The sequence below is a fragment of the Pyxidicoccus sp. M6 genome, assembly GCF_055568925.1.
Genome location: NZ_CM145714.1, coordinates 2,438,200 through 2,456,536 on the forward strand (window position 1 = coordinate 2,438,200; position 18,337 = coordinate 2,456,536).

Sequence of the window (18,337 nt, forward strand, 5' to 3'; positions counted from 1 at the left end):
GCGGGCCGCGTATGCTGCCAAGCCATGCGAATCCTCTACGGTGTCGTCGGCGAAGGCATGGGCCATGCGACGCGCTCGCGCGTGTTGCTCGAGGAGCTCACCAAGGAGCACGAGGTCCACATCGTCGTCTCCGGCCGGGCCCAGGACTACCTCAAGAAGCGCTTCCAGAACGTGCATGGCATCTGGGGCCTGACGCTGGCGTACGAGGGCAACTCGGTGAAGAAGTGGCAGACGGTGCTGCAGAACCTCACCGGCGCCGTGACGGGCCTGCCGCAGAACATCCGCCAGTACTTCGATTTGGTGGATGACTTCAAACCGGACGTGGTGGTGAGCGACTTCGAGACGTTCAGCTACCTGTTCGCGAAGACGCACCGGCTGCCCGTCATCAGCGTGGACAACATGCAGGTCATCAACCGCTGCCAGCACGAGCCGGAGTTGCTGGCCGGGTATGAAGACAGCTTCGAGACGTCGCGCGCGATTGTGAAGGCGAAGCTGCCGGGCGCGTTCCACTACCTCGTCACCACGTTCTTCTACCCGCCGGTGCGCAAGCGCCGCACCACGCTGGCGCCGTCGATTCTGCGTCCGGAAATCCTGGAGGCGAAGTCCGAGCCGGGCGAGCACCTGCTCGTGTACCAGACGTCGACGACGAATACGGCATTGCCGGACATCCTCAAGGCCGCCGGGATTCCCTGCCGCGTGTACGGGCTGCGCCGGGATATCACCGAGGACCTGGTGGACGGCAACCTCACGTACCGGCCGTTCAGCGAGAAGGGCTTCATCGATGATTTGCGCACGGCACGCGGCGTGGTGGCCAGCGGCGGCTACACGCTGATGAGCGAGGCGGTGTACCTGCACAAGCCGATGCTCAGCGTGCCGCTGGTGGGCCAGTTCGAGCAGATCATCAACGCGCTGTACCTGGAGAAGCTGGGGTACGGCATGTACGTGAAGGAGCTGTCCGTGGACGCGCTGAAGGAGTTCCTCCAGCGCATCCCCCGCTGCCAGGAGGCCCTCAAGGGCTACGAGCAGGAGGGCAACACGAAGATGATTGCCGCCCTGCGCGAGCAGCTCGCCCTGGCGTACGAGCACCGCGGCCACTGGGCCATGGAGAGGGCCCAGGACTGAGGCTGAGCGCCTCGGGCTCGCGCCCGTCGCGAAGGAGCTGACGGGGCCCGCTGCCCGGGAAGGCGGCGGGCCTCGCGCGTCAGTGGATGGGCACGCCGTTCTCGTTGTTGCGCTCGGCGGCGCGGCGCGAGAGCTCGGCGAGCCAGGACCGCGTGAGCGGCGTCTCGCTCTCGCTGCCGCGCACGCGGTCCGTGTTGCTGTCCTGGGGCAGCGAGCGGTTGACGAAGGCGGAGACGGTGGCCGTCAGGTTGGGTGCCAGCGCTCGGCCCACAGCGGCCAGCTTCGCGGGCAGGCCCACCAGCGCCTCCGCGTCGCCGCGCCGGCACGCCTCCAGCACCTTGCGCGCCGCCGTCTCGGCATTCATGGAGATGAAGGGCATCGAGTCACCCAGGGAGAACCACGCGTACTCCTTCTCGTTGTTGCCCTTGAACCAGGCGTTGCGCGGGCTGCCCGTGCGCATCAGCCCGGGGCACACCGTGGTGACGAAGATGCCGTCCTGCCGCAACTCGGCTCGCATCCCGTCCGACAGGCCCACCAGCGCGAACTTGCTCGCGGCGTACGGCACGAGGTGGGGGATGCTCACCTTGCCGCCCATGGAGGAGATGTTGACGATGCGGCCCTTCCCGCGCCGCTTCATCTCCGGCAGCACCGCGAGCGTCGTGTACAGCGGCGCCCACAGGTGCGTGTCCATGGCCTCGCGGAAGTCCTCCAGCGTCATCGACTCCAGCGGACCCACCTGGATGACGCCCGCGTTGTTGACGAGGACGTCCACCGCGCCGAAGCGCTCGTGGATGGAGGCCACCATGGCCTCCACCTGCACCTGGTCCCTCACGTCGCAGGGGATGGCCAGCACCTCGCCGCCCGCGCGCTCCAGCTCCTCGCGGGCGCGCTCCAGCGTGGCCTCGTCGCGGCCGCAGATGGCCACGCGTGCCCCTTCCTTGAGCAACAGGCGCGCCAGCACCAGCCCCAGCCCGCGCGAGCCGCCGGTGATGAGCACCGTGCGGCCGGCGAACTGGAAGCGCGGCTTCAGGGCCCTGCGCAGGCCCAGGGCCGCGCCAACACCGGCCGCGGCCAGCGTCCCGAGGGAGATGCGGGGAGCGTCCTTGTCCTTGCGGCTTGCCATGGGGTTCTCCGTAGGTGTCAGGTGCGGCCCGGGGCTTCAGGGCGCGGGAGCGGCGGCCGAGGTGTCGTAGCGGGTGAAGCGGTCAATCACCTGCTGCACCTTGTGTGCGCCGTTGCGTCCGGTGAAGTGGTGACGCAGCCGGCCCGTCTCCGCGTCGAACACCAGCCATGCCGGCGTCTGCGTCACGCCGTAGGCCTGCGCCATGGAGCCGTCGTCCACGGCGATGGGATGGCGCAGGTCGTGTCTGCGCGCGAAGGACTCCACCGCGTTGGTGTCGCGCAATTCCTTCTCGGAGTGCGTGACGTCCACGCTGATGACGCGCAGGCCGCGCGGGCCGAACTCCGCGATGAAGCGCTTGAGCTCATCGAAGTCCGCGGTGCTGTGGACTTCGTCCATGGAGAAGAAGTGGAGGAGGACGGGCAGCTCGTCCAGCTCCGAGACGTGGACCGGGGCGTTGACCCAACCGCCATCCGGGTCCAGCAGCTTGATGGGGATGTCGAGCGTCGGCATGCAGGCTCCCGCGAGAGGGCTTCTGGAGGACGCGACTCAAGCTATGCATCGGCCGGCGCCGTCCTCCCCCCGCGAGGCCTCCGGTGACGCTCGCCTGCCAGGACGGCACGGGCCCCGGTGCCGTGCTCCTGTCTCCGAGGACACGCGGCACGGCCCGCGCAACGTCCGGGCGCCTGGCCTCCAGGGGCGCTCTGGACGCCCGTTCCCAAAGAAGGCAGAGAGGCGGCCATGCGCATTCCCGACTTCAAGCTGGAGCGGTACTTCGCGCGGTACGAGTTCTCCGCGCCCTACCTGCTGTGCTCCTCGGACATCGAGGGCTGGCGGATGAAGGACCTGCTGGCGCTCGCCGACGCGGACGCCCTGGAGCGCTGGGAGGGGCTGACGCTGGGCTACACGGAGTCCACGGGCCTGCCCGCGCTGCGCGCGGAAATCGCCGCGCTGTACCCGGGCCTCGCGCCGGAGGACGTGCTCACCTTCGCGGGCGCGCAGGAGGCCGTCTTCGTGCTGATGAACGTGCTGCTGGGCGCGGGCACGCACGCCGTCGTCACGTGGCCGGGCTACCAGTCCCTGTACGAAGTCGCTCGCGCCACCGGCGCGGAGGTGACGCTGCTGCCGCTGCGCGAGGAGGATGGCTGGACGCTGGACCTCGAGGCGCTCCGCCGCGCGCTGCGCCCGGACACGCGCGTGGTGGTGGTGAACTTCCCGCACAACCCCACGGGCGCGCTGCCGGACCGGGCCACCTTCGACGCGCTCTGCGCGCTGTGCGACGAGCGCGGCATCCACCTGCTCTCCGACGAGGTGTACCGGTTGCTGGAGTACGACGCGCGCGACACGCTGCCCTCCGCGGCCGAGCGCACCCCGCGCGGCATCAGCCTGGGCGTCATGTCCAAGGCGCTGGGGCTCGCGGGGCTGCGCGTGGGGTGGCTCGCGAGCCGCGACGCGGACGTGCTGCGCCGGTGCATGGCCTTCAAGGACTACACCACCATCTGCAACAGCGCTCCCAGCGAGGTGTTGTCATTGATTGCCTTGCGCGCGAAGGAAAAGGTGCTCGCGCGCAGCCGAGACATCCTCGCGTCCAACCTCGCGTTGCTCGACGCGTTCTTCGCGCGCCACGCGGACACGTTCCGCTGGGTGCGTCCGCGCGCGGGCAGCGTGGCCTTCCCGCGCCTGTTGCGTGACACACCCGTGGCACGTTTCACCGAGGACCTCGTCCAGCGCGAGGGTGTGCTGTTGTTACCCGGTGACGTCTACGACTTTCCCGGCAATCACTTCCGCCTGGGTTTGGGTCGCCTCAACCTGCCAGATGCCCTGGCCCGCTTGGAGCGCTACGTCAACGCAACGCGCTGACACTGACGCACGCGGACTTGTCGACATGCGTCGTTTTCACTCTGCGACGCATTGCGTCAGTTCTTTCCAACACTCCAAGATTTCCGTGACCTCGACCTTTTACACCCCAACGTCCTAGAGTGAGCGCTTCCCCGACCGGTCCCCCACCGTGCGGGGTCATCCCTCATCCGGAAGCCGGAGGCGCTCAACTATGAAGAAGCTGCTCGGTATGGCCGTAGCCGCCGTCACGTTGCTGGCGGGCACGGAGGCCGCCGCGACCAACTACACGCTGTGGATTCACGGGCGTAACGGTGGCTCGACGCAGGCCGGCAACTACAACGACTTCAGCTATTGGGGCCCTTCGACCACGGCGGCCGGCGTCAACAAGAAGGCCGTCAACTGGGACGGGCGGCAGTCGGTTGGCAGCCAGAACTATCGCGTCCGTGACGCGCTGGACTGTTTCTGCACGGGCGCGAACTGGTGCTACATCGCCGCGCATAGCGCGGGCGATTTGCAGATTGGTTACGCGTTGTCGCTGTACGGCGGCTCGGCGCGTTACAAGAAGAACGCCACCCCCAACTCCAGCGGCGTCTGTGGCAACACGGACGGTACGACGCAGGTGGGGTGGAACATCAAATGGGTGGACGTGGCGTCCGGCGCGGGCGGCGGCAGCGAGCTGGCGGACGTGGGCGAGTGGGCGGTGAGCGAGCCGCTGGTGAAGGACCTCGTCACCACGACGGCGCGCGCGCTGTACAACCACAACACCACGCGCAACATCTGGTTCTACATGTTCGCGGGAGCGAGCGGCACGCTGTACTCGGGCATCCTCCCGGGCCAGGACGACGAGGCCGTGTCGTACCACTCCACCGGCGGCGTGTCGGGCGGCTCCGGCAGCTCGCAGTGCAACCCCGGTGACTGGTTCTGCGGCGGCACGCTCACCACCGGCACCGCCGCGTGCAGCGACGGCAAGGCCAAGTGGAGCTACCACACGGTGCAGCTGCGCGACGACGGTGAGGCGTACAACCACTACGCCAACGGCAACTGGGGTGGCATCGTCGCCAAGGTCCGCGAGGACATGGTGAACTACGCGAAGTAGGCCGCTGCCCCTCCCCCCGAAGCGACATGACTGCTCCCGGCACCGTCCCCCCTCCCGTGTCCCGCTCCCGCCGTGTCTGGTGGGCCATCGTCCTCGTCCCCGTCGCCCTGGGGATACTCGGGTGGTGGTGGCTGGGAGGCGACGGTGCCAGCCTCGCGCCTCCCGCGCAGGCCTCTTCCGATTCCGTGGACGAGGCCGCGCGGCCGGGCCCCATGGAGGCGCCCGGCAAGGGCGGCGGCGGTGAGCAGGGCAGGGGCCCAGGCACGGCGGCGTCCGCATCCCCGGGCGCCGCGCAGGTGGGCGAAGGGAGTCCGAAGAACGAGGAGCGCGAGGCGTTGCGCAACGTGTGGGCGCAGCGGCTGGAGCGGGCGAAGCGCACGCTGGACACGTACATGGCCGCCACGCGCTATCCGCCGGAGTCGCGCCCCAGTCGCGAGCAGCCGGACCAGATGGAGCTGGCCGAGCCGGAGCGCACGCGCCCGCTGAGCCGGGACACTCCGGACGTGCAGCTGAAGCTGAAGCAGGACCGCATCTTCGTCGTCGGCGAGGAGGCGGTGCACTTCTTCGTCTCCTGTGAGGACCTGCAGCGCGCGCCCCGGCCCTGCCAGGTGGTGTCCGCGTCCGCGCACGAGGCCGAGCACATGACGGGCGGCGGCGCGGCGGCGCCGATTCCGCTGGCCTTCGTGGACAACGGCGGCGGTGGAGATCCGCTCGCGGGCGACGGCATCTTCACGGGGAAGTTCCAGCCCTCGAAGCAGGGCTTCCCGATGTTCTCCGGCACGCTGCGCGTGGACGTGCGCGTGCGCTCGGGCCAGTCGGAGGGCAGCGCCTTCTTCGACATCCTCTACACGCCGTCGCCGCCGGCCCTCTTCACCGGCCAGGTGCGCGAGGTGGTGGAGGGGGGCTCGCTGCAGCTCTACCTCGGGATTCAGGTCCGCAAGGCCGGACGCTACGTGGTGGCCGGCCGCGTGGACGACGAGAGCGGCATGCCCTTCGCGCACGTGTCCTTCAACGAGGAGCTGAAGGAGGGCGCGCAGGAGGTGAAGCTCACCGTCTTCGGCAAGCTCGTGCTGGACGAGGTGCCCACCTTCCCGCTGAAGCTGCGCGACGTGGAGGGCTTCCTCCTCAAGGAGTCAGGAGACCCGGACCGCGAGCTGATGACGAGCCTGCGCGGCTACGTGCACACCACGGCCGAGTACGCGTCCTCCGTCTTCGCCTCCGCGGAGTGGCAGAGCGAGGAGCGCGAGCGCTACCGGAGGGAGCTGGCCAACGACGTCGACGAGGCCCAGCACCAGCTCGACCTGCTGGCCGACGCCGACGCCGACGCGGATGTCGCCCCCAAGAAGCCCTGACGGCTTCACCCCTCCTGCGTGACGGACGGCCGGGGCATGGCCTGCTCGCCCGACGCGTTCAGGTCCACGGTGGCCTGGGCCGCGGGCTCCACCTCGAAGGTGTCCGCCACCGCCTCTACGCTCTGCGACGCGAGCGCTGCGGACACCGGAGCGCTGGCCGCGGCCGGGTTGGCGGCGAGCGGGGCCAGCACGCCGGCCAGGGCCGCGTCACCCACCGAGGGCTCCTCCGGCACCAGCGAGCCCAGGTCGTCCGTGTCCGCGAGGAACTCGTCCGGACCAGCGGGCCGCACGGCGGGGTCCAGGTACTCGGGCGAAGGGTCCATGGCCTCGTCCACGGCGTCCGGCGCGAGGTCGTCGAGCGCGGCCACGTCCTGGGCCTCCGGCGCGGCGCCCACGCCGGAGATTCCGGCCGGCCCGTCCTCGAAGACGTCGTCCATGTTCAGCTCGAGCACGGGCGCCTTGGAGGAGGCCGAGCCCGGCGGGTCCAGCATGAAGAGCAGGTCCTCCGGCTCCACCACGGTGGGCGTGGAGGTGTCCAGGTTCTGCAGCTCCCACGCGGCCGTGTCGGGCGACAGCAGGTCGTCCATGCCCGCCGCGCCCGTGCTCCGGCCTCGGCCGCCTGACACCGCGGACGCACCGGCCGAGCGCTCCTGCGGGGCGCCCAGCGAGGACGGAAGCTGCGAGCCCAACATCTGCGCGTAGCGCGAGCGCGTGCCGCCGGACTCGAAGGAGCTCTCTCCGGAGAAGACGCGGAGCTGCTCCGACGCGGGCCCGGACGAGGACGCGGACGCGGAGGACGCACCCGCGAGGTTCGGCGCATGCGCGGCGAGCGACGCGTCCAGGTCATCCACCTCCGTCTGGAAGTCGCTCTGGTCGGAGAAGCCGCGCCGGACGGGCTCCACCGGCTTCAGCGACTCACGCGGGGTGAGCGGCGTGACGGGCTCCGCCTCCACGTCCAACCGGGCGCGGGAGATGGAGGAGGAGATGCCGGACAAGACGCGGCGGATGGTGGACATCGGGCACCTTGCGCGGCACGCACGAGTGGCCGCATCTGGATTGTCGCGCCGTCACCCGGAAAGTTGCCAGGGCCCCCCACCGCGTCGCCTCCCTCCGCGTGGGCATGGGCCTTCATTTCGTTACTGCGCGGATCATCGAATGACATCTCGTAAACCTCGTCGTCGCTGAGAATCCGTTCAGATGTTCGCTTCCATGCCAGGCCCCGGGTGTGGGGTAGAAACCCCACGCCTCGGGGCGCGTTGATGGATGGAAGGCGGTTGCAGCGTCGGCCATTGGACGGGTGTGGGTGGGATGTCGGGGGTCTGTGGCACTCACTCAGCAGGCGCCCCCCGAACGGAGGTATCCGTTCCAGAGCCCGACCGGGGGAAGCGGGCGCTGGCCTCTCGCTTGCTGGTGGGAGGCCCGAGGAGGCAGTCATGAGATTGGACAGCGCGGGACAGACCCATATCGGCCGGAGGACTCACAACGAGGACGCCTACTGCGTCCTGCCGGAGCTGGGGCTGTTCGTCGTGGCGGATGGGCTGGGCGGACAGGAGGGTGGTGAAGTCGCCAGCCGTTGTGTGGTGGACACCTTCGCGGGCTTCGGCCTGCGGCTGGAGAAGGACCGGGATTCCACGTGGCCCACGGTGCCGGACCCGGGGCGCAGCCGGGAGGAGAACCTGCTGTCGGCGTGCTCGGCGCTGGCGCAGCGGAACCTGCAGGCGCAGCGCGTGGGCCGCCTGAGGGAGATGGCGTCCACGGTGGTGGCCCTGGCCGTGAGCGAGAAGGGCGCGGCCGTGGCCCACGTCGGCGACAGCCGGCTGTACCGGCTGCGCGCGGGGAAGCTGGAGATGATGACGAGAGACCACTCGCTCATCGAGGAACTGCGCGACGCGGGCATGGAGCCGCCGGGCGGCGCGGGGAACTGGAGGCACCTCATCACCCGCGCGCTGGGCACGGACAACGCGGAGCCCACGGTGCAGCGGCTCTCCCCGGAGCCCGGAGACGTGTTCCTGCTGTGCTCGGACGGGCTCTACGAGCCGCTGGGCATGGAGGGGCTGCTGCGGCGGCTGACGCTGTCCTCGGCGCGCGAGGTATGCGACACGCTCGTCGCGGATGCGTACGAGGCCGGTGGAAGGGACAACATCACCGCGGTGGTGCTGCGCTTCGCGGAGGCGTGATGCGCGTTTGACGCGTCAAAACCCCACGCCGAAGGAGAGGCTGGCCGACGGCAGCCACGTGTCCTGGGGCTTCACCAGCTCCGGGCCATGGGGCAGCCAGGCCATGCCCAGGCTGAAGTCGCCCACCAGCTCGAGGCCGGAGGTCAGCGGGCGCAGGTAGCGCAGGCCCACGCCCACCTCCGGCCCCGCCGTGGACACGTGGCGTGCGTCCGTGCCGCTGAACTGGAAGCCCGGGTCGTCCTCGCCCACCTGCGCCTCGGCCATGCCGCCGGCGAGGAAGGGCTGGAGGCTGCCCCACCTCTCCGAGTCGAAGGACACCAGCCGCAGCTTGGCGCGGAAGTGGGCCACCTCCGGTGCCGGGTCCCCGTGCAGGAAGCCGCTGCCCGTGCCGCAGCCCTCCACGGAGAGGAATGACACCGGTGACAGTTCCAGGCACAGCTCGGGGCGGCGGTTGTCGTTGGCCGTGGAGCCTCCCACGCGCAGGTTGATGAAATTCCGAGGCGTGGGGGCGGGCTCTGCCCTCGTGCGGACCTCGTCCACGGCGTCCTCCGCCGTCGCCACACCGGGCGTGAGGGCGAGCAGGCTCAGCGTGGGCAGCAGGACGGACGCGCGCATGCGGCGCACGGCAGCGCAGGGCTTCTGCCCGCGTCAATCCGGTGGCACGGGGAGTGTTGGACTCCGGGCGCACCGGCCTGGAGATCCACGGACGACCGCTGGCGTCACCACCCCGAGGACGACCCTGGACGCCGTGTCCGGTTCACCCGGGGCATTCAGACCACCCTGTAACGTGGGAATTCAGCGCTCACCCCTCAACAACCGACCCTGATCGGAGTAGGCTCGGTTGCTCCCCCTCGTCCCTCACCTCTGGCTTCGCAGCGAATGACGCACAGCCTTGCCGCGCGCTTGTCCGTGGCCATCACCCTGGTCATCTTCGTCCTCACCACGGTGAGCGTGGCGCTCACGGGCGCCGTGCTGCGCGAGGCGTTCACCCTGGGCGCCCTGCTCTGGCTGCTCTTCCTGAACGGCGCGCTCGCGCTGGCCGCGGGAGGCGCCTCCTTCGCGCTGATTCGCCGGATGACGGCACCGTTGCGCGAGCTCACCGCCGCCACGGCCCGCGTGGTGGCGGAGGGGGACTTCCGCGGCACGCTCCAGGTGCGCTCGAAGGACGAGATTGGCCAGCTCGCCGCGTCCTTCTCGGAGCTGATGGCGCAGCTGCGCACGCTGCTGCTGACGCTGCGGAGCTCGGCGGACCGGCTGGAGACGGCGTCCTCGCAGCTCACGGACTCCGCGTCGGTGCAGAACGAGGCGGTGGGGCAGCAGGCGGTGGCGCTGCACGAGACGCAGCTCGCGGCGCAGCAGCTCCAGGAGGCCTCGCGCGCGGCGGCGAAGCGGGTGGAGGCGATTCAGCGCGAGGCGGAGCGGGCCAGCGAGTTCGGCCAGGCCGGCGAGGCCGCGGTGTCCGGCAGCGTGGGTGGGCTCACGCACATCCGCTCCGTGGTGGAGCAGATGGGGAGCACCATCTCCGAGCTGCACCAGCGCACGCGGCAGGTGGGCGACATCACCCGCACGGTGAAGGATTTGGCGGACCAGTCCAACGTGCTGGCGCTGAATGCGTCGATTGAGGCGGCGCGCAGCGGGGAGACGGGGCGCTCGTTCGCGGTGGTGGCGCGGGAGATGCGCTCGCTGGCGGACCAGTCCGCGGGGGCCACCACGCGGGTGCAGGCGATTCTCGGGGACATCGGCCGGGCCATCGCCGACGCCGTGCACGCGAGTGAAGGCGGCAAGCGTGAGGTGGAGGGCGGGCTGGAACAGGTGCGCGCCGCGGGAGAGAGCCTGCGCTCGCTGGCCACCATCATCCAGACGAACGGCCAGACGGTGCGCAGCATCGCCGAGGCCGTCAGCCAGCAGGACGCGGGCATCGCGGAGCTGTTCGCCGCGCTCAGCTCGATGGCGGACCTGGCGGACCAGATTGTGGACCGCATGGCCGAGAACGAGCAGGCCGCGATTCAGCTCTCCACCGCGTCCAGCGAGCTGAGCGCGATTGTGGGGCGCTACCAGCTCTGAGCACTCTTGCTTCCGGCGCGGCGACGTGTCGGAAGCCTCGGGGCGTCGGGTTCAGCTCCCGCCGCGTGTGCGCGCGGAGCTCGAGGAGGTCCCTATTGCTCCCGGCCCGGCACCTCGAGACCCCGGCACGAAGCGCGGTGTTCGGGCGTCCCCCTGGCGTCCGAGTGACTCCCGCAGGAAGTCCTTGAGCACCTGCACGCGCGTGGGCACCGGCCGTCCGGGCCGTGACACCAGGAAGAGCGGGGCGTCCCGGAACGTGCTGCCGGGCAGGACACGCACCAATGAGCCCAGGGCCACGTCCTGCGCGGCGAGGAACGTGGGCAACAGCGCCACGCCTCCGCCCGCCCGTGCCACCTCCGCCAGGAAGCCGAAGTCGGAGCACTCCACCGAGGACTCCGGCGGCTGCTTCCCACCCCCTCTGCCGAAGGGGGCACGGCCCCGGGGTGGCGCGGGCCACAGGCACTCGTGGTGCGCGAGGTCCGGGGGCGCGGCGGGAATCCCCCGGCGCTCCAGGTAGCGGGGCGACGCGAAGAATCCGGCCTCCAAATCCATCAGCTTGAGCGCCACGAAGCTGCCAGCGCCGGGCCGGCCCACGCGGAGCGCGAGGTCCACACCCTTCTCCAGCAGGTCCACCACCTCGTACGTCAGCACGGCGCGCACCCGCACGCCGGGGTGGTGGACGCGGAAGCGAGCCAGCACGGGAGCCAGCAGCGCACGTCCCACGTCGGGAGGCGCGGTGAGTGTCACCTCGCCCGTGGGCAGGGACGCCTTGCCGGGCGCGCCCTCCACCGCGGCCCGCAACCCGGACAGCAGCGGCGCCACCTGCCGCAGCAGCGCCTCGCCCTCGGCCGTCAGCCGCACCGAGCGCGTGGTGCGCACGAGCAGCGGCGTGCCGAGTGTCTCCTCCAGTGCCCGCAGCGCACGGCTCACCCGCGACTTGTCGAACCCCAGCCGGCCGGCTGCCTTCGTGAAGCTTCGCGACTCCGCGACGGCCTGGAAGACGGTGAGCTGGTTCAGGTCCATTGTTGCCAATCTACAACAGTGAGTTGCCATTCCCCCGGATTGTTGTCGCGGCGGCTCGGGCGCAAGGTGCCTCCCGAGCATTCCGCTCCCGTGTTCCCTGGACGAGAAGACGATGACGCTCCGGATTCTGATGGTGTTGATGGCGGTCCTCACGCTGGCGGGTTGTGCCTCCACACGCGAGGCGGTGGTTCCCACGCAGGACGGGCCCGGCGCGGAGCCGGTGCTCACGCTGGTGTGGGCGGGCAGGGGAGAGGCGGAGCGCCTGGAGGGCGGCGCCTGGAAGCGCATCCCCGAGTTCGACTACGAGTTCACCGTGGAGCAGCGCCGGTACCGCACCCACTGGGAATCGGTGAAGAGCGTGCGGCGCCGCCACCCCGGCTACGACGGCAGCGCGGGCCCCCGCGAGCAGACGATGTTCTTCCGCCTGGACTACACCGCGCCGGATGCGCAGGGCCGCGTCTCCAGCACCATCCGCTCGTCGCTCGGCGACGGCACGGGTCGCACGGACGTCGAGTTCCGTGAGGCCGTCCTGGAGATGCACCCAGACGTCAGCCGCTTCGCGCCCTTCGACCGCTACCGCATCTCCCAGAAGTATGCGTACGAGCGCGGCGCGCTGGAGGAGACCGTCGAGCTCCTCGATGGAGAGACGCCCTGGGTGCGCAACAACGAGAAGGCCGCACTCTACGCGCCGCACCGCTTCGACAGCGCCCCCACCGCGATGTCCGCGCCGTGAGGATGATGCCCGGAGCATGGGATTGAGAGGGAGGGCCGGGGAGCAACTCCGCCAGCAGCCGCTGGCAGGGCCCCGGCGAATCGCGTGGCGTTGTCACACGATGCTGGCGGGGATTTGACGCACCCCTCGGCCGCCCCGGGCGCAGGGCGTCAGCTCGCGAGCAGGAAGCCGGTGAGGCGGTGCGCCAGCCATTGCCGGAAGGCGTCCGTCGTGGGCGGGCAGTGGAGGCAGTCCTGGATGAGCTCCTGGTCGACGAGCGTGGGCAAGAGTTCCTCCGGCTTCGCGAGCGCCGGCACCCGCATGGCCTCTCAGTCGCCATCCTGCCGCTCGACGCACTTCTTGGGAGTGGGCTTGCCGTCCTTGAAGGGAGCGCCGCGCTTGATGAGGTCGCGCGTCATCTCGAGGTCCCCCTGCTGTGTGCAGGCCCAGTCCGCCGCCGAGTAGCCATTCTCCGAGACGAGCCTGGCGTCCGCGCCCGCTTCCAGCAGCGGCTCGACCAGCCCCCAGGGGTCGTTGCTCCGAGACCAGGTCGCGAGATAGAGGGCGCTCTCGCGACGCGCGTTCAGGGCATTGACCGGGGCACCCCCCGCGAGCAGCAGCTTCACGAGCTCGGGGTTTCCGCTCAGCACGGCCCGGTGGAGCGGAGTATTTCCCTGTTTGTCGGTCAGGGTCAGGTTGGCCTTGGCCTTGACCAGCGCCTTTGCCGCATCCGGGTCATTGAGGCGGATGGCTTCATGCAGGGCCGTGCCCGAGTCCCTCCGCGCGTTGCGTCCACTCCGGCCGCGATGAGCGCGTTGATGCGGGCGAGGCGCGCCGAGACCAGATTCGTCGCTCGCTCGTCGCGCGAACCGGTCCGCGAGAAGCAGTCGGTGACGGCATGAACGAGCATCGTCGTGCCCTGGGGCGTCGTCGCGCGCAGGTCCATGCCATGCTTTCCGAGCGCCTCCAGGAGCTCGGGTCCACCGTTGCAGGCGCTCGCGAAGTAGAGCGGGGTCACCTCTTCAGCGCCAACATCGCCAGCCTTCCACGCGAGCTTCGCGTCGGCCCCGGCGTCGAGCAGCGCGGTGACCAGCTCGAGTCTTCCTGACTGAATGGCCCCCAGAAGAATGGGGGTTCCGGAGTTCGTACCGTTGGGGTTCGCGCCTCGCTCGAGGAGCATCCGCGCCATGTCGTACTGGCGCGCCGAAAGGGCCGTGGAGAGGAGCGTCCAGGAGGTGGTGCCATCCGTCTCGACCGCATTGACGTCGAGGCCTTCGTCCAGCGCACGCTTCACCGCTGGGAGCTCGCCTTTCCTCACGGCGGCGAGCGCCGCGGACAGCCTGAGGTCGCCGAGCACCGGGCATTCGACTTTCTCCCGGGTCACGTTCCGTACGTATGCCCCGGCGATCTCCGAGCGAATCCGCTCGAGGACCCGCTGCGCCTCCGAAGCCGGGCAGAACCCGAGAATGGCGACCTCGAACCCGGGCTTGAGCCCCGGAACGGCATTGCTTTGGAGGACCTGGGGGAAGGCCATCCGCGGACGGACCCCCACCTTGGCTTGCGCATCATCCCACTGACGTAGCGCCCGGTAGGCATCCGCCTTCGTCTTGCCGCCGCCAAGGATGATGGCCTGCATGGGTTCCGAGCCGGGCGAATCGCCTGCTCCCGCGGAGACTACGAGCGAAACGACGAGTGCGAGGACCATGCCCCCCCTCCGGTGTGTGGTGGGAACGTATCGGAAGGACAGGCGTCCTGTTAGGGGGAGTGGGCGGCAGCAGCCGCTGCGTTGGCTCAGGCCCCGCGCTTTGAGAGGCCCTCGTAGCGGCACAGCCGGTGCAGACCCTGCCTCCTCAGTCCAGCGCAGCCGCTGTTGCAGGGTGTGCAGGTGGGCGGAGTGGCGTATTCGCCCGTGCGGCGGGGGCCCTCGCCCCGCGACGCAGGAGCTGGAGGCCCGTGGCGAGCGACCACAGGCACCAGAGTCCGAAGGCGACCACGGGAGCCTGGGAGAGCGGGCCGGGCGACAGCGGCAGCACCGTGGCCAGTCCGTCCACCAGGCCCACGAGGAACAGGAGCGCGGAGAGTGCTCCCAGCGCCGCCACGCGCCGGCCGCGTCCCGCGCGCGCCCAGGCAAGGCATACGCCGGCCGTCCAGCCCGCGAGGAAGAGCTGGCCCACGTGCTCGCCGAGCATCACGCCGAAGAGCTGGTGCTGCACCGTGAAGGCCACCTCCAGCGCGCGCCGCGTGGCCTCGTCCGTGCCCGGGGCCACGTAGGAAGAAGCGAGCGCCGGCACCACGAACGTCCAGCGCATCAGGCCGAGCAGCTGCACCGCGCAGGACAGGACTCCGAGCACCGTGGCCACGCGGAGCGCCGGGCCTGCTTCGTCGTTCAGGACCCGCGGCAGCAGCACCACGGCGGCGAGGTACGGCACCACGAGCAGCGCGTATGCGTACCAGGTCCACACGAGGGACGGACCGCCTTCGGCGAAGCGCGTGAGGACGTGGGCGGCGGGCTCGCGCAGCACGTCCGGATAACCGAAGCGTGTGGCGAGCAGCCCGAAGGGCACGTTCACCGCCAGCGGGAACAGCAGCATCACCCAACCCACGAAACGTTCTGCGCGCATGTGTCGTGACTCCTCGAATCGATGTGAGGGCTCGTTCATCCAGGCAGCGGGAAGCTCCAGCTCACGCCGGGCGTCGGGTTGACGCGGGGCGAGCGGCCCGGTGCGAGCAGCAGGCCCGCGCCCAGGCGCAGGTCCAGGCCCTGCCACACGGCCCAGCGGAAGCCCGCCTCCAGGAAGAGTGCGTCGTCCCAGCCGCGGTTGAGACCGCGCAGGTACGCCACCGAGACGAAGGCGAGGGAAGGGCGCTCGGAGGTGAGGCGCAGCGGGAGGAAGTATCCCGTGAGCCCCGCCTTGGCGAACCACGTGGTCTCCAAGTCGCCACGTGCATCGCGCGAGATGACCGTGGGGTACGCACCGGCATGGACGCCGAGGAAGCCCCGCCGGTACTCGACGCCAATGGAGGGCGAGCGCCAGCCGTGGAGGAGCAGCTCGTGGTCCGTGGCACCAGGCGGCTCCTCGGCCCGGGCCGTGGTCGTCAGGCCCAGTGCTCCCAGGAGCAAGGTCGCGCACAACGTCTTCATGGTTGCCTCCCCGCCGCGCCGTGCGCGGGCCGAATCACCTGGGACTCAGGCTACGGAGGGGAGGCCTCCGTCACAGTGGCCGGCGGCGACAATCCCTTGTCCGCGCGCGACAGCGACTCCTTCGGGACATGGATGGGGCCTGCCTGGTGACGCACTTCTCGCCAGCGCGTCTGCGCGGCACAGGGACGGGCCCGAGCCGTAGGGGCCGGGGCCCGTCTCCGCCAGTGCTTCAGGGGAAGAGCGACGCCGCGAGCCTCGCGGTGCGCGCACGCTGCGGGTGGTCGCCGACGGGGATGCGGGCCACCTCCTGCTCGGTGGCGTAGGAGATGACCGACACCGTGTCGTCCCCAGCCACCGAGACATAGCAGTAGTTTCCGTCCGTGCTGGTCGTTGCCCAGTAGGTCCTCGCGCCGAGCGGGCGGAGGGTGTAGCGGAACGTCTCACGCGAGACGATGGCCGCGTAGTTGGACATCGTGCCCGCCACGCAGAGCTTCGTCCCGTCGCCGCTCATCGCGAGCCCGTGGTGGGCGGAGTCGAGGACGTACTGGTCGCGGCGCAGCGCCTGCGTCTCGGGAGGGACCGGCAGGTGCGCAATCCGCGTCACCTTGTCCTCCGCCAGGTCGTACTCCACGAAGCCGTGGAAGAACGACACCTGGAAGTAGAGGAACCGCTCATCGGGGGACAGCGCCATCGGCCGGACCGCCGCGCTCATGTCGGGCATGCCGAGCTCGGCGAGCTTCTGGCGCATGTTCAGCCGCTTGAGGACCTGCAGCGTGCGCGCATCGACAATCTGGAAGTAGCGCTCACCCTTGGTGCCGTCCATGTCAGGGGTATCGAGCGCCGTGTAGACGGTGCCGATGCTGGCATGGAATATCTTGCTGCCGTCGCGGGAGTAGTTGTTCTCGTGCGGGTTGTCCCCCGAGGAGAAGTTCCCGACGATGTTCCCCGTGGCGGTGTCGATGATCTCCACGCGATTCGCCGTCGACGCCGAGACGGCGAGCCGGGTGCCATCCGGGGAGATGGCCATGTGGTCGGCGCGATTCCCGCCGACCCGCGTCCGCCAGCGGATGTTGCCGGTGCTCAGCTCGATGGCAACGACGTCCGCGAAGCTGGGGCGCGAGACGAAGATGACCTTCCCGTCCTTCGAGGCGAACATGTCGTCCACGAGCTGGTCGTGGCCCTCGCCCACCTGCTCGCGGATGAACAGGAAGTACGTCAGGCGCACCGGGTCCAGGGTGATTTCCAGCATCCGCTGGCTGCGGTCCGGAACCACGTTGATGCGGGCCAGCCGCTGGTAGGTCCGGACGTCGATGATGTCGGCGGTCCCGTCCCAGTTGTTGCCGACCAGCAGGACGTCGCGCATCGATGACGTCTGGGCGGCGGCGCTGAACGAAACCAGCATCGATACGGCGGCACACAACGAAATGGCATGAGCGCGCCATTGGCTCAGGCTCGCTCCCACTTGCCAGGTACCCATGTTCTGTCCTCCTCTGGACGAGTCAGTGTTGCGGTGTGGGAGTACCAAGCCACGCCGCGACAGCGCCCCCATCGAAGGGAGGGTTTCGTCTTGTAATCCGGTTGTTTCAGCGCATGACGCGGAAGGCCGAGGGCGTGGTGCCCGTCCAGCGGCGGAAGGCACGGTGGAAGCTGGCCACGTCCGCGAAGCCGGTGAGGAAGGCCACCTCCGCCACCGTCATGCCGGCCTCCGCGAGGTAGCGCTCGGCGTACGCGCGCTGCACCTCGGCCACCAGCTCCGCGTACGTGGTGGCGTGCTCGCGCAGCCGCCGCTGAAGCGTCCGCGCACCGAGAGCGAGCTGCGAGGCCACTTCCTCCACGTCGGGTGGCGGAGCACCGTTGCCGAGTCGCTGGGCAATGGCGTGTCGCACTCGGGCGGGAAGCTCCTCCTCGGTGGCGGGCAGCCGCGACAGCACGTCGCGGGCATAGGCCTCCAGGTAGCTGCCCACGGCCGGCTCGCGCGTGACGATGGGCGTGTCGAGGAAGTCCGGTGGAAAGGCCAGCAGCGTCTCCGGCTGGCTGAAGCGTGGACTGACTCCGAGCAGACGCCGGTGCTCTGTCACGCGTCGCGGGTCCGCGTGACGGAAGCGCACCTCGGTGGGGGCCCAGCCGCGCTGGCCGGTGATGCGTCGCAGGAGCACCACGGCGGAGGCCGTCGAGAACTCGGCGATGTGACGCGGCCAGGCGTGCAACAGGCCCCGGCAGCCCGGATAGAGGAACATCTGGCCTTCGTGGGCCTCCAGCTCCACGCGGCCGGCGTCGTGCAGGATGCGCGAGTACGCGACGATGCGGGTGAGGGACTCGCGCACCGTGGTGCTCTTCGCGGCGAGGTGGCCGATGACGTGGAAGGCATCCAGGTCCAGCCGCTCGGCGAAGTGCAGGCCGAAGTCCTCGTCGCCCGAGGCTTCCACGACGAGGTCCCAGACCTGGTTGTACGCGGCCTGCGGGATGCGCGCCTCGGGACCGGAGAGTGAGGTTTCCTCCAGTCCCGCGCTCGCGAGCATGCCGTGTGTCTCGATGCCGAGCCCGCGCGCGTACGTCAGCAGCGAGGCAAGCGCGCCCGCCGACACCGTGAAGCGCATGCCCGCGTCCGCTTCTTCCGTGCGCATGAGCCACGAGCGTAGCCGAGGGCCCGGGTTCTCTGCGCGGTCGTCAGGCGCTTGTTGGCGTGCGTG

At 70.1% G+C, this 18,337-nt stretch carries 18 protein-coding genes and 1 pseudogene; 7 read left to right on the forward strand and 12 right to left on the reverse strand.

All coding sequences use genetic code 11. The annotated features are described in order from the left end of the window. Positions 1 to 24: 24 nt before the first annotated feature. Entirely contained in the window at positions 25 to 1,122 is a 1,098-nt protein-coding gene (locus ACVTJA_RS10100; protein WP_465835931.1) for an MJ1255/VC2487 family glycosyltransferase, read from the forward strand. A 79-nt stretch (positions 1,123 to 1,201) separates the two neighbouring features. Here the strand turns inward: ACVTJA_RS10100 and ACVTJA_RS10105 are convergent, their stop codons facing one another. Next, the gene (locus ACVTJA_RS10105; protein ID WP_465835933.1) at positions 1,202 to 2,245 is read right to left on the reverse strand and encodes an SDR family NAD(P)-dependent oxidoreductase; all 1,044 of its coding nucleotides are present in this window, start codon (positions 2,243 to 2,245) and stop codon (positions 1,202 to 1,204) included. 36 nt (positions 2,246 to 2,281) lie between these two features. Then, positions 2,282 to 2,755: a TlpA disulfide reductase family protein gene (locus tag ACVTJA_RS10110; RefSeq protein ID WP_465835935.1), complete on the reverse strand. Its 474-nt coding sequence runs from the start codon at positions 2,753 to 2,755 to the stop codon at positions 2,282 to 2,284. Between the two features lie 228 nt (positions 2,756 to 2,983). On the opposite strand from ACVTJA_RS10110, the gene ACVTJA_RS10115 reads away from it, so the two are divergent. From ACVTJA_RS10115 to ACVTJA_RS10125, 3 genes are all read left to right on the forward strand, one after another. Continuing rightward, positions 2,984 to 4,102 (forward strand): aminotransferase class I/II-fold pyridoxal phosphate-dependent enzyme, encoded by a 1,119-nt coding sequence (locus tag ACVTJA_RS10115; protein WP_465835937.1) that lies wholly within the window; start codon positions 2,984 to 2,986, stop codon positions 4,100 to 4,102. A gap of 190 nt (positions 4,103 to 4,292) precedes the next feature. Beyond that, a complete protein-coding gene (locus ACVTJA_RS10120) occupies positions 4,293 to 5,177 on the forward strand; it encodes a hypothetical protein (RefSeq protein ID WP_465835939.1) in 885 nt (294 codons plus the stop codon). A 26-nt stretch (positions 5,178 to 5,203) separates the two neighbouring features. Next, positions 5,204 to 6,529, forward strand: coding sequence for a choice-of-anchor X domain-containing protein (locus tag ACVTJA_RS10125; RefSeq protein WP_465835941.1), 1,326 nt, complete (start codon positions 5,204 to 5,206; stop codon positions 6,527 to 6,529). 5 nt (positions 6,530 to 6,534) lie between these two features. Here the strand turns inward: ACVTJA_RS10125 and ACVTJA_RS10130 are convergent, their stop codons facing one another. Beyond that, a complete protein-coding gene (locus ACVTJA_RS10130; protein ID WP_465835943.1) occupies positions 6,535 to 7,545 on the reverse strand; it encodes a hypothetical protein in 1,011 nt (336 codons plus the stop codon). A 417-nt stretch (positions 7,546 to 7,962) separates the two neighbouring features. Between ACVTJA_RS10130 and ACVTJA_RS10135 the strand changes: the two genes are divergently transcribed. Beyond that, on the forward strand, positions 7,963 to 8,706 hold the full coding sequence (locus tag ACVTJA_RS10135; protein ID WP_465835944.1) for a PP2C family protein-serine/threonine phosphatase: 744 nt from the start codon (positions 7,963 to 7,965) through the stop codon (positions 8,704 to 8,706). A gap of 15 nt (positions 8,707 to 8,721) precedes the next feature. Here the strand turns inward: ACVTJA_RS10135 and ACVTJA_RS10140 are convergent, their stop codons facing one another. Continuing rightward, a complete protein-coding gene (locus ACVTJA_RS10140; protein WP_465835946.1) occupies positions 8,722 to 9,321 on the reverse strand; it encodes a hypothetical protein in 600 nt (199 codons plus the stop codon). Positions 9,322 to 9,741: 420 nt separating this feature from the next. Between ACVTJA_RS10140 and ACVTJA_RS10145 the strand changes: the two are divergent. After that, positions 9,742 to 10,770 (forward strand): annotated as a pseudogene (locus ACVTJA_RS10145) (methyl-accepting chemotaxis protein); the annotation flags it as partial. A gap of 51 nt (positions 10,771 to 10,821) precedes the next feature. Here ACVTJA_RS10145 and ACVTJA_RS10150 read toward each other — a convergent pair. Continuing rightward, positions 10,822 to 11,793 (reverse strand): LysR family transcriptional regulator, encoded by a 972-nt coding sequence (locus ACVTJA_RS10150; protein WP_465835948.1) that lies wholly within the window; start codon positions 11,791 to 11,793, stop codon positions 10,822 to 10,824. 112 nt (positions 11,794 to 11,905) lie between these two features. On the opposite strand from ACVTJA_RS10150, the gene ACVTJA_RS10155 reads away from it, so the two are divergent. Further along, positions 11,906 to 12,526, forward strand: a complete 621-nt coding sequence (locus ACVTJA_RS10155) for a YgdI/YgdR family lipoprotein (RefSeq protein ID WP_465835950.1) — start codon at positions 11,906 to 11,908, stop codon at positions 12,524 to 12,526. Positions 12,527 to 12,675: 149 nt separating this feature from the next. Here the strand turns inward: ACVTJA_RS10155 and ACVTJA_RS10160 are convergent, their stop codons facing one another. From ACVTJA_RS10160 to ACVTJA_RS10190, 7 genes are all read right to left on the reverse strand, one after another. Continuing rightward, positions 12,676 to 12,828 (reverse strand): hypothetical protein, encoded by a 153-nt coding sequence (locus tag ACVTJA_RS10160; RefSeq protein ID WP_465835952.1) that lies wholly within the window; start codon positions 12,826 to 12,828, stop codon positions 12,676 to 12,678. 6 nt (positions 12,829 to 12,834) lie between these two features. Next, positions 12,835 to 13,266, reverse strand: coding sequence for an ankyrin repeat domain-containing protein (locus ACVTJA_RS10165; protein WP_465840355.1), 432 nt, complete (start codon positions 13,264 to 13,266; stop codon positions 12,835 to 12,837). After that, entirely contained in the window at positions 13,197 to 14,210 is a 1,014-nt protein-coding gene (locus ACVTJA_RS10170; RefSeq protein WP_465835954.1) for an ankyrin repeat domain-containing protein, read from the reverse strand. The genes ACVTJA_RS10165 and ACVTJA_RS10170 overlap by 70 nt, the downstream gene beginning before the upstream one ends. Positions 14,211 to 14,355: 145 nt before the next feature. Further along, complete coding sequence (locus tag ACVTJA_RS10175; protein WP_465835955.1) at positions 14,356 to 15,126, reverse strand: DUF4386 domain-containing protein; 771 nt, start codon at positions 15,124 to 15,126, stop codon at positions 14,356 to 14,358. Between the two features lie 35 nt (positions 15,127 to 15,161). Continuing rightward, the gene (locus ACVTJA_RS10180) at positions 15,162 to 15,647 is read right to left on the reverse strand and encodes a hypothetical protein (protein WP_465835957.1); all 486 of its coding nucleotides are present in this window, start codon (positions 15,645 to 15,647) and stop codon (positions 15,162 to 15,164) included. A gap of 229 nt (positions 15,648 to 15,876) precedes the next feature. After that, the gene (locus ACVTJA_RS10185; protein WP_465835958.1) at positions 15,877 to 17,010 is read right to left on the reverse strand and encodes a YncE family protein; all 1,134 of its coding nucleotides are present in this window, start codon (positions 17,008 to 17,010) and stop codon (positions 15,877 to 15,879) included. Between the two features lie 220 nt (positions 17,011 to 17,230). Further along, the gene (locus tag ACVTJA_RS10190) at positions 17,231 to 18,271 is read right to left on the reverse strand and encodes an AraC family transcriptional regulator (RefSeq protein ID WP_465835960.1); all 1,041 of its coding nucleotides are present in this window, start codon (positions 18,269 to 18,271) and stop codon (positions 17,231 to 17,233) included. Between the last annotated feature and the right edge of the window lie 66 nt (positions 18,272 to 18,337).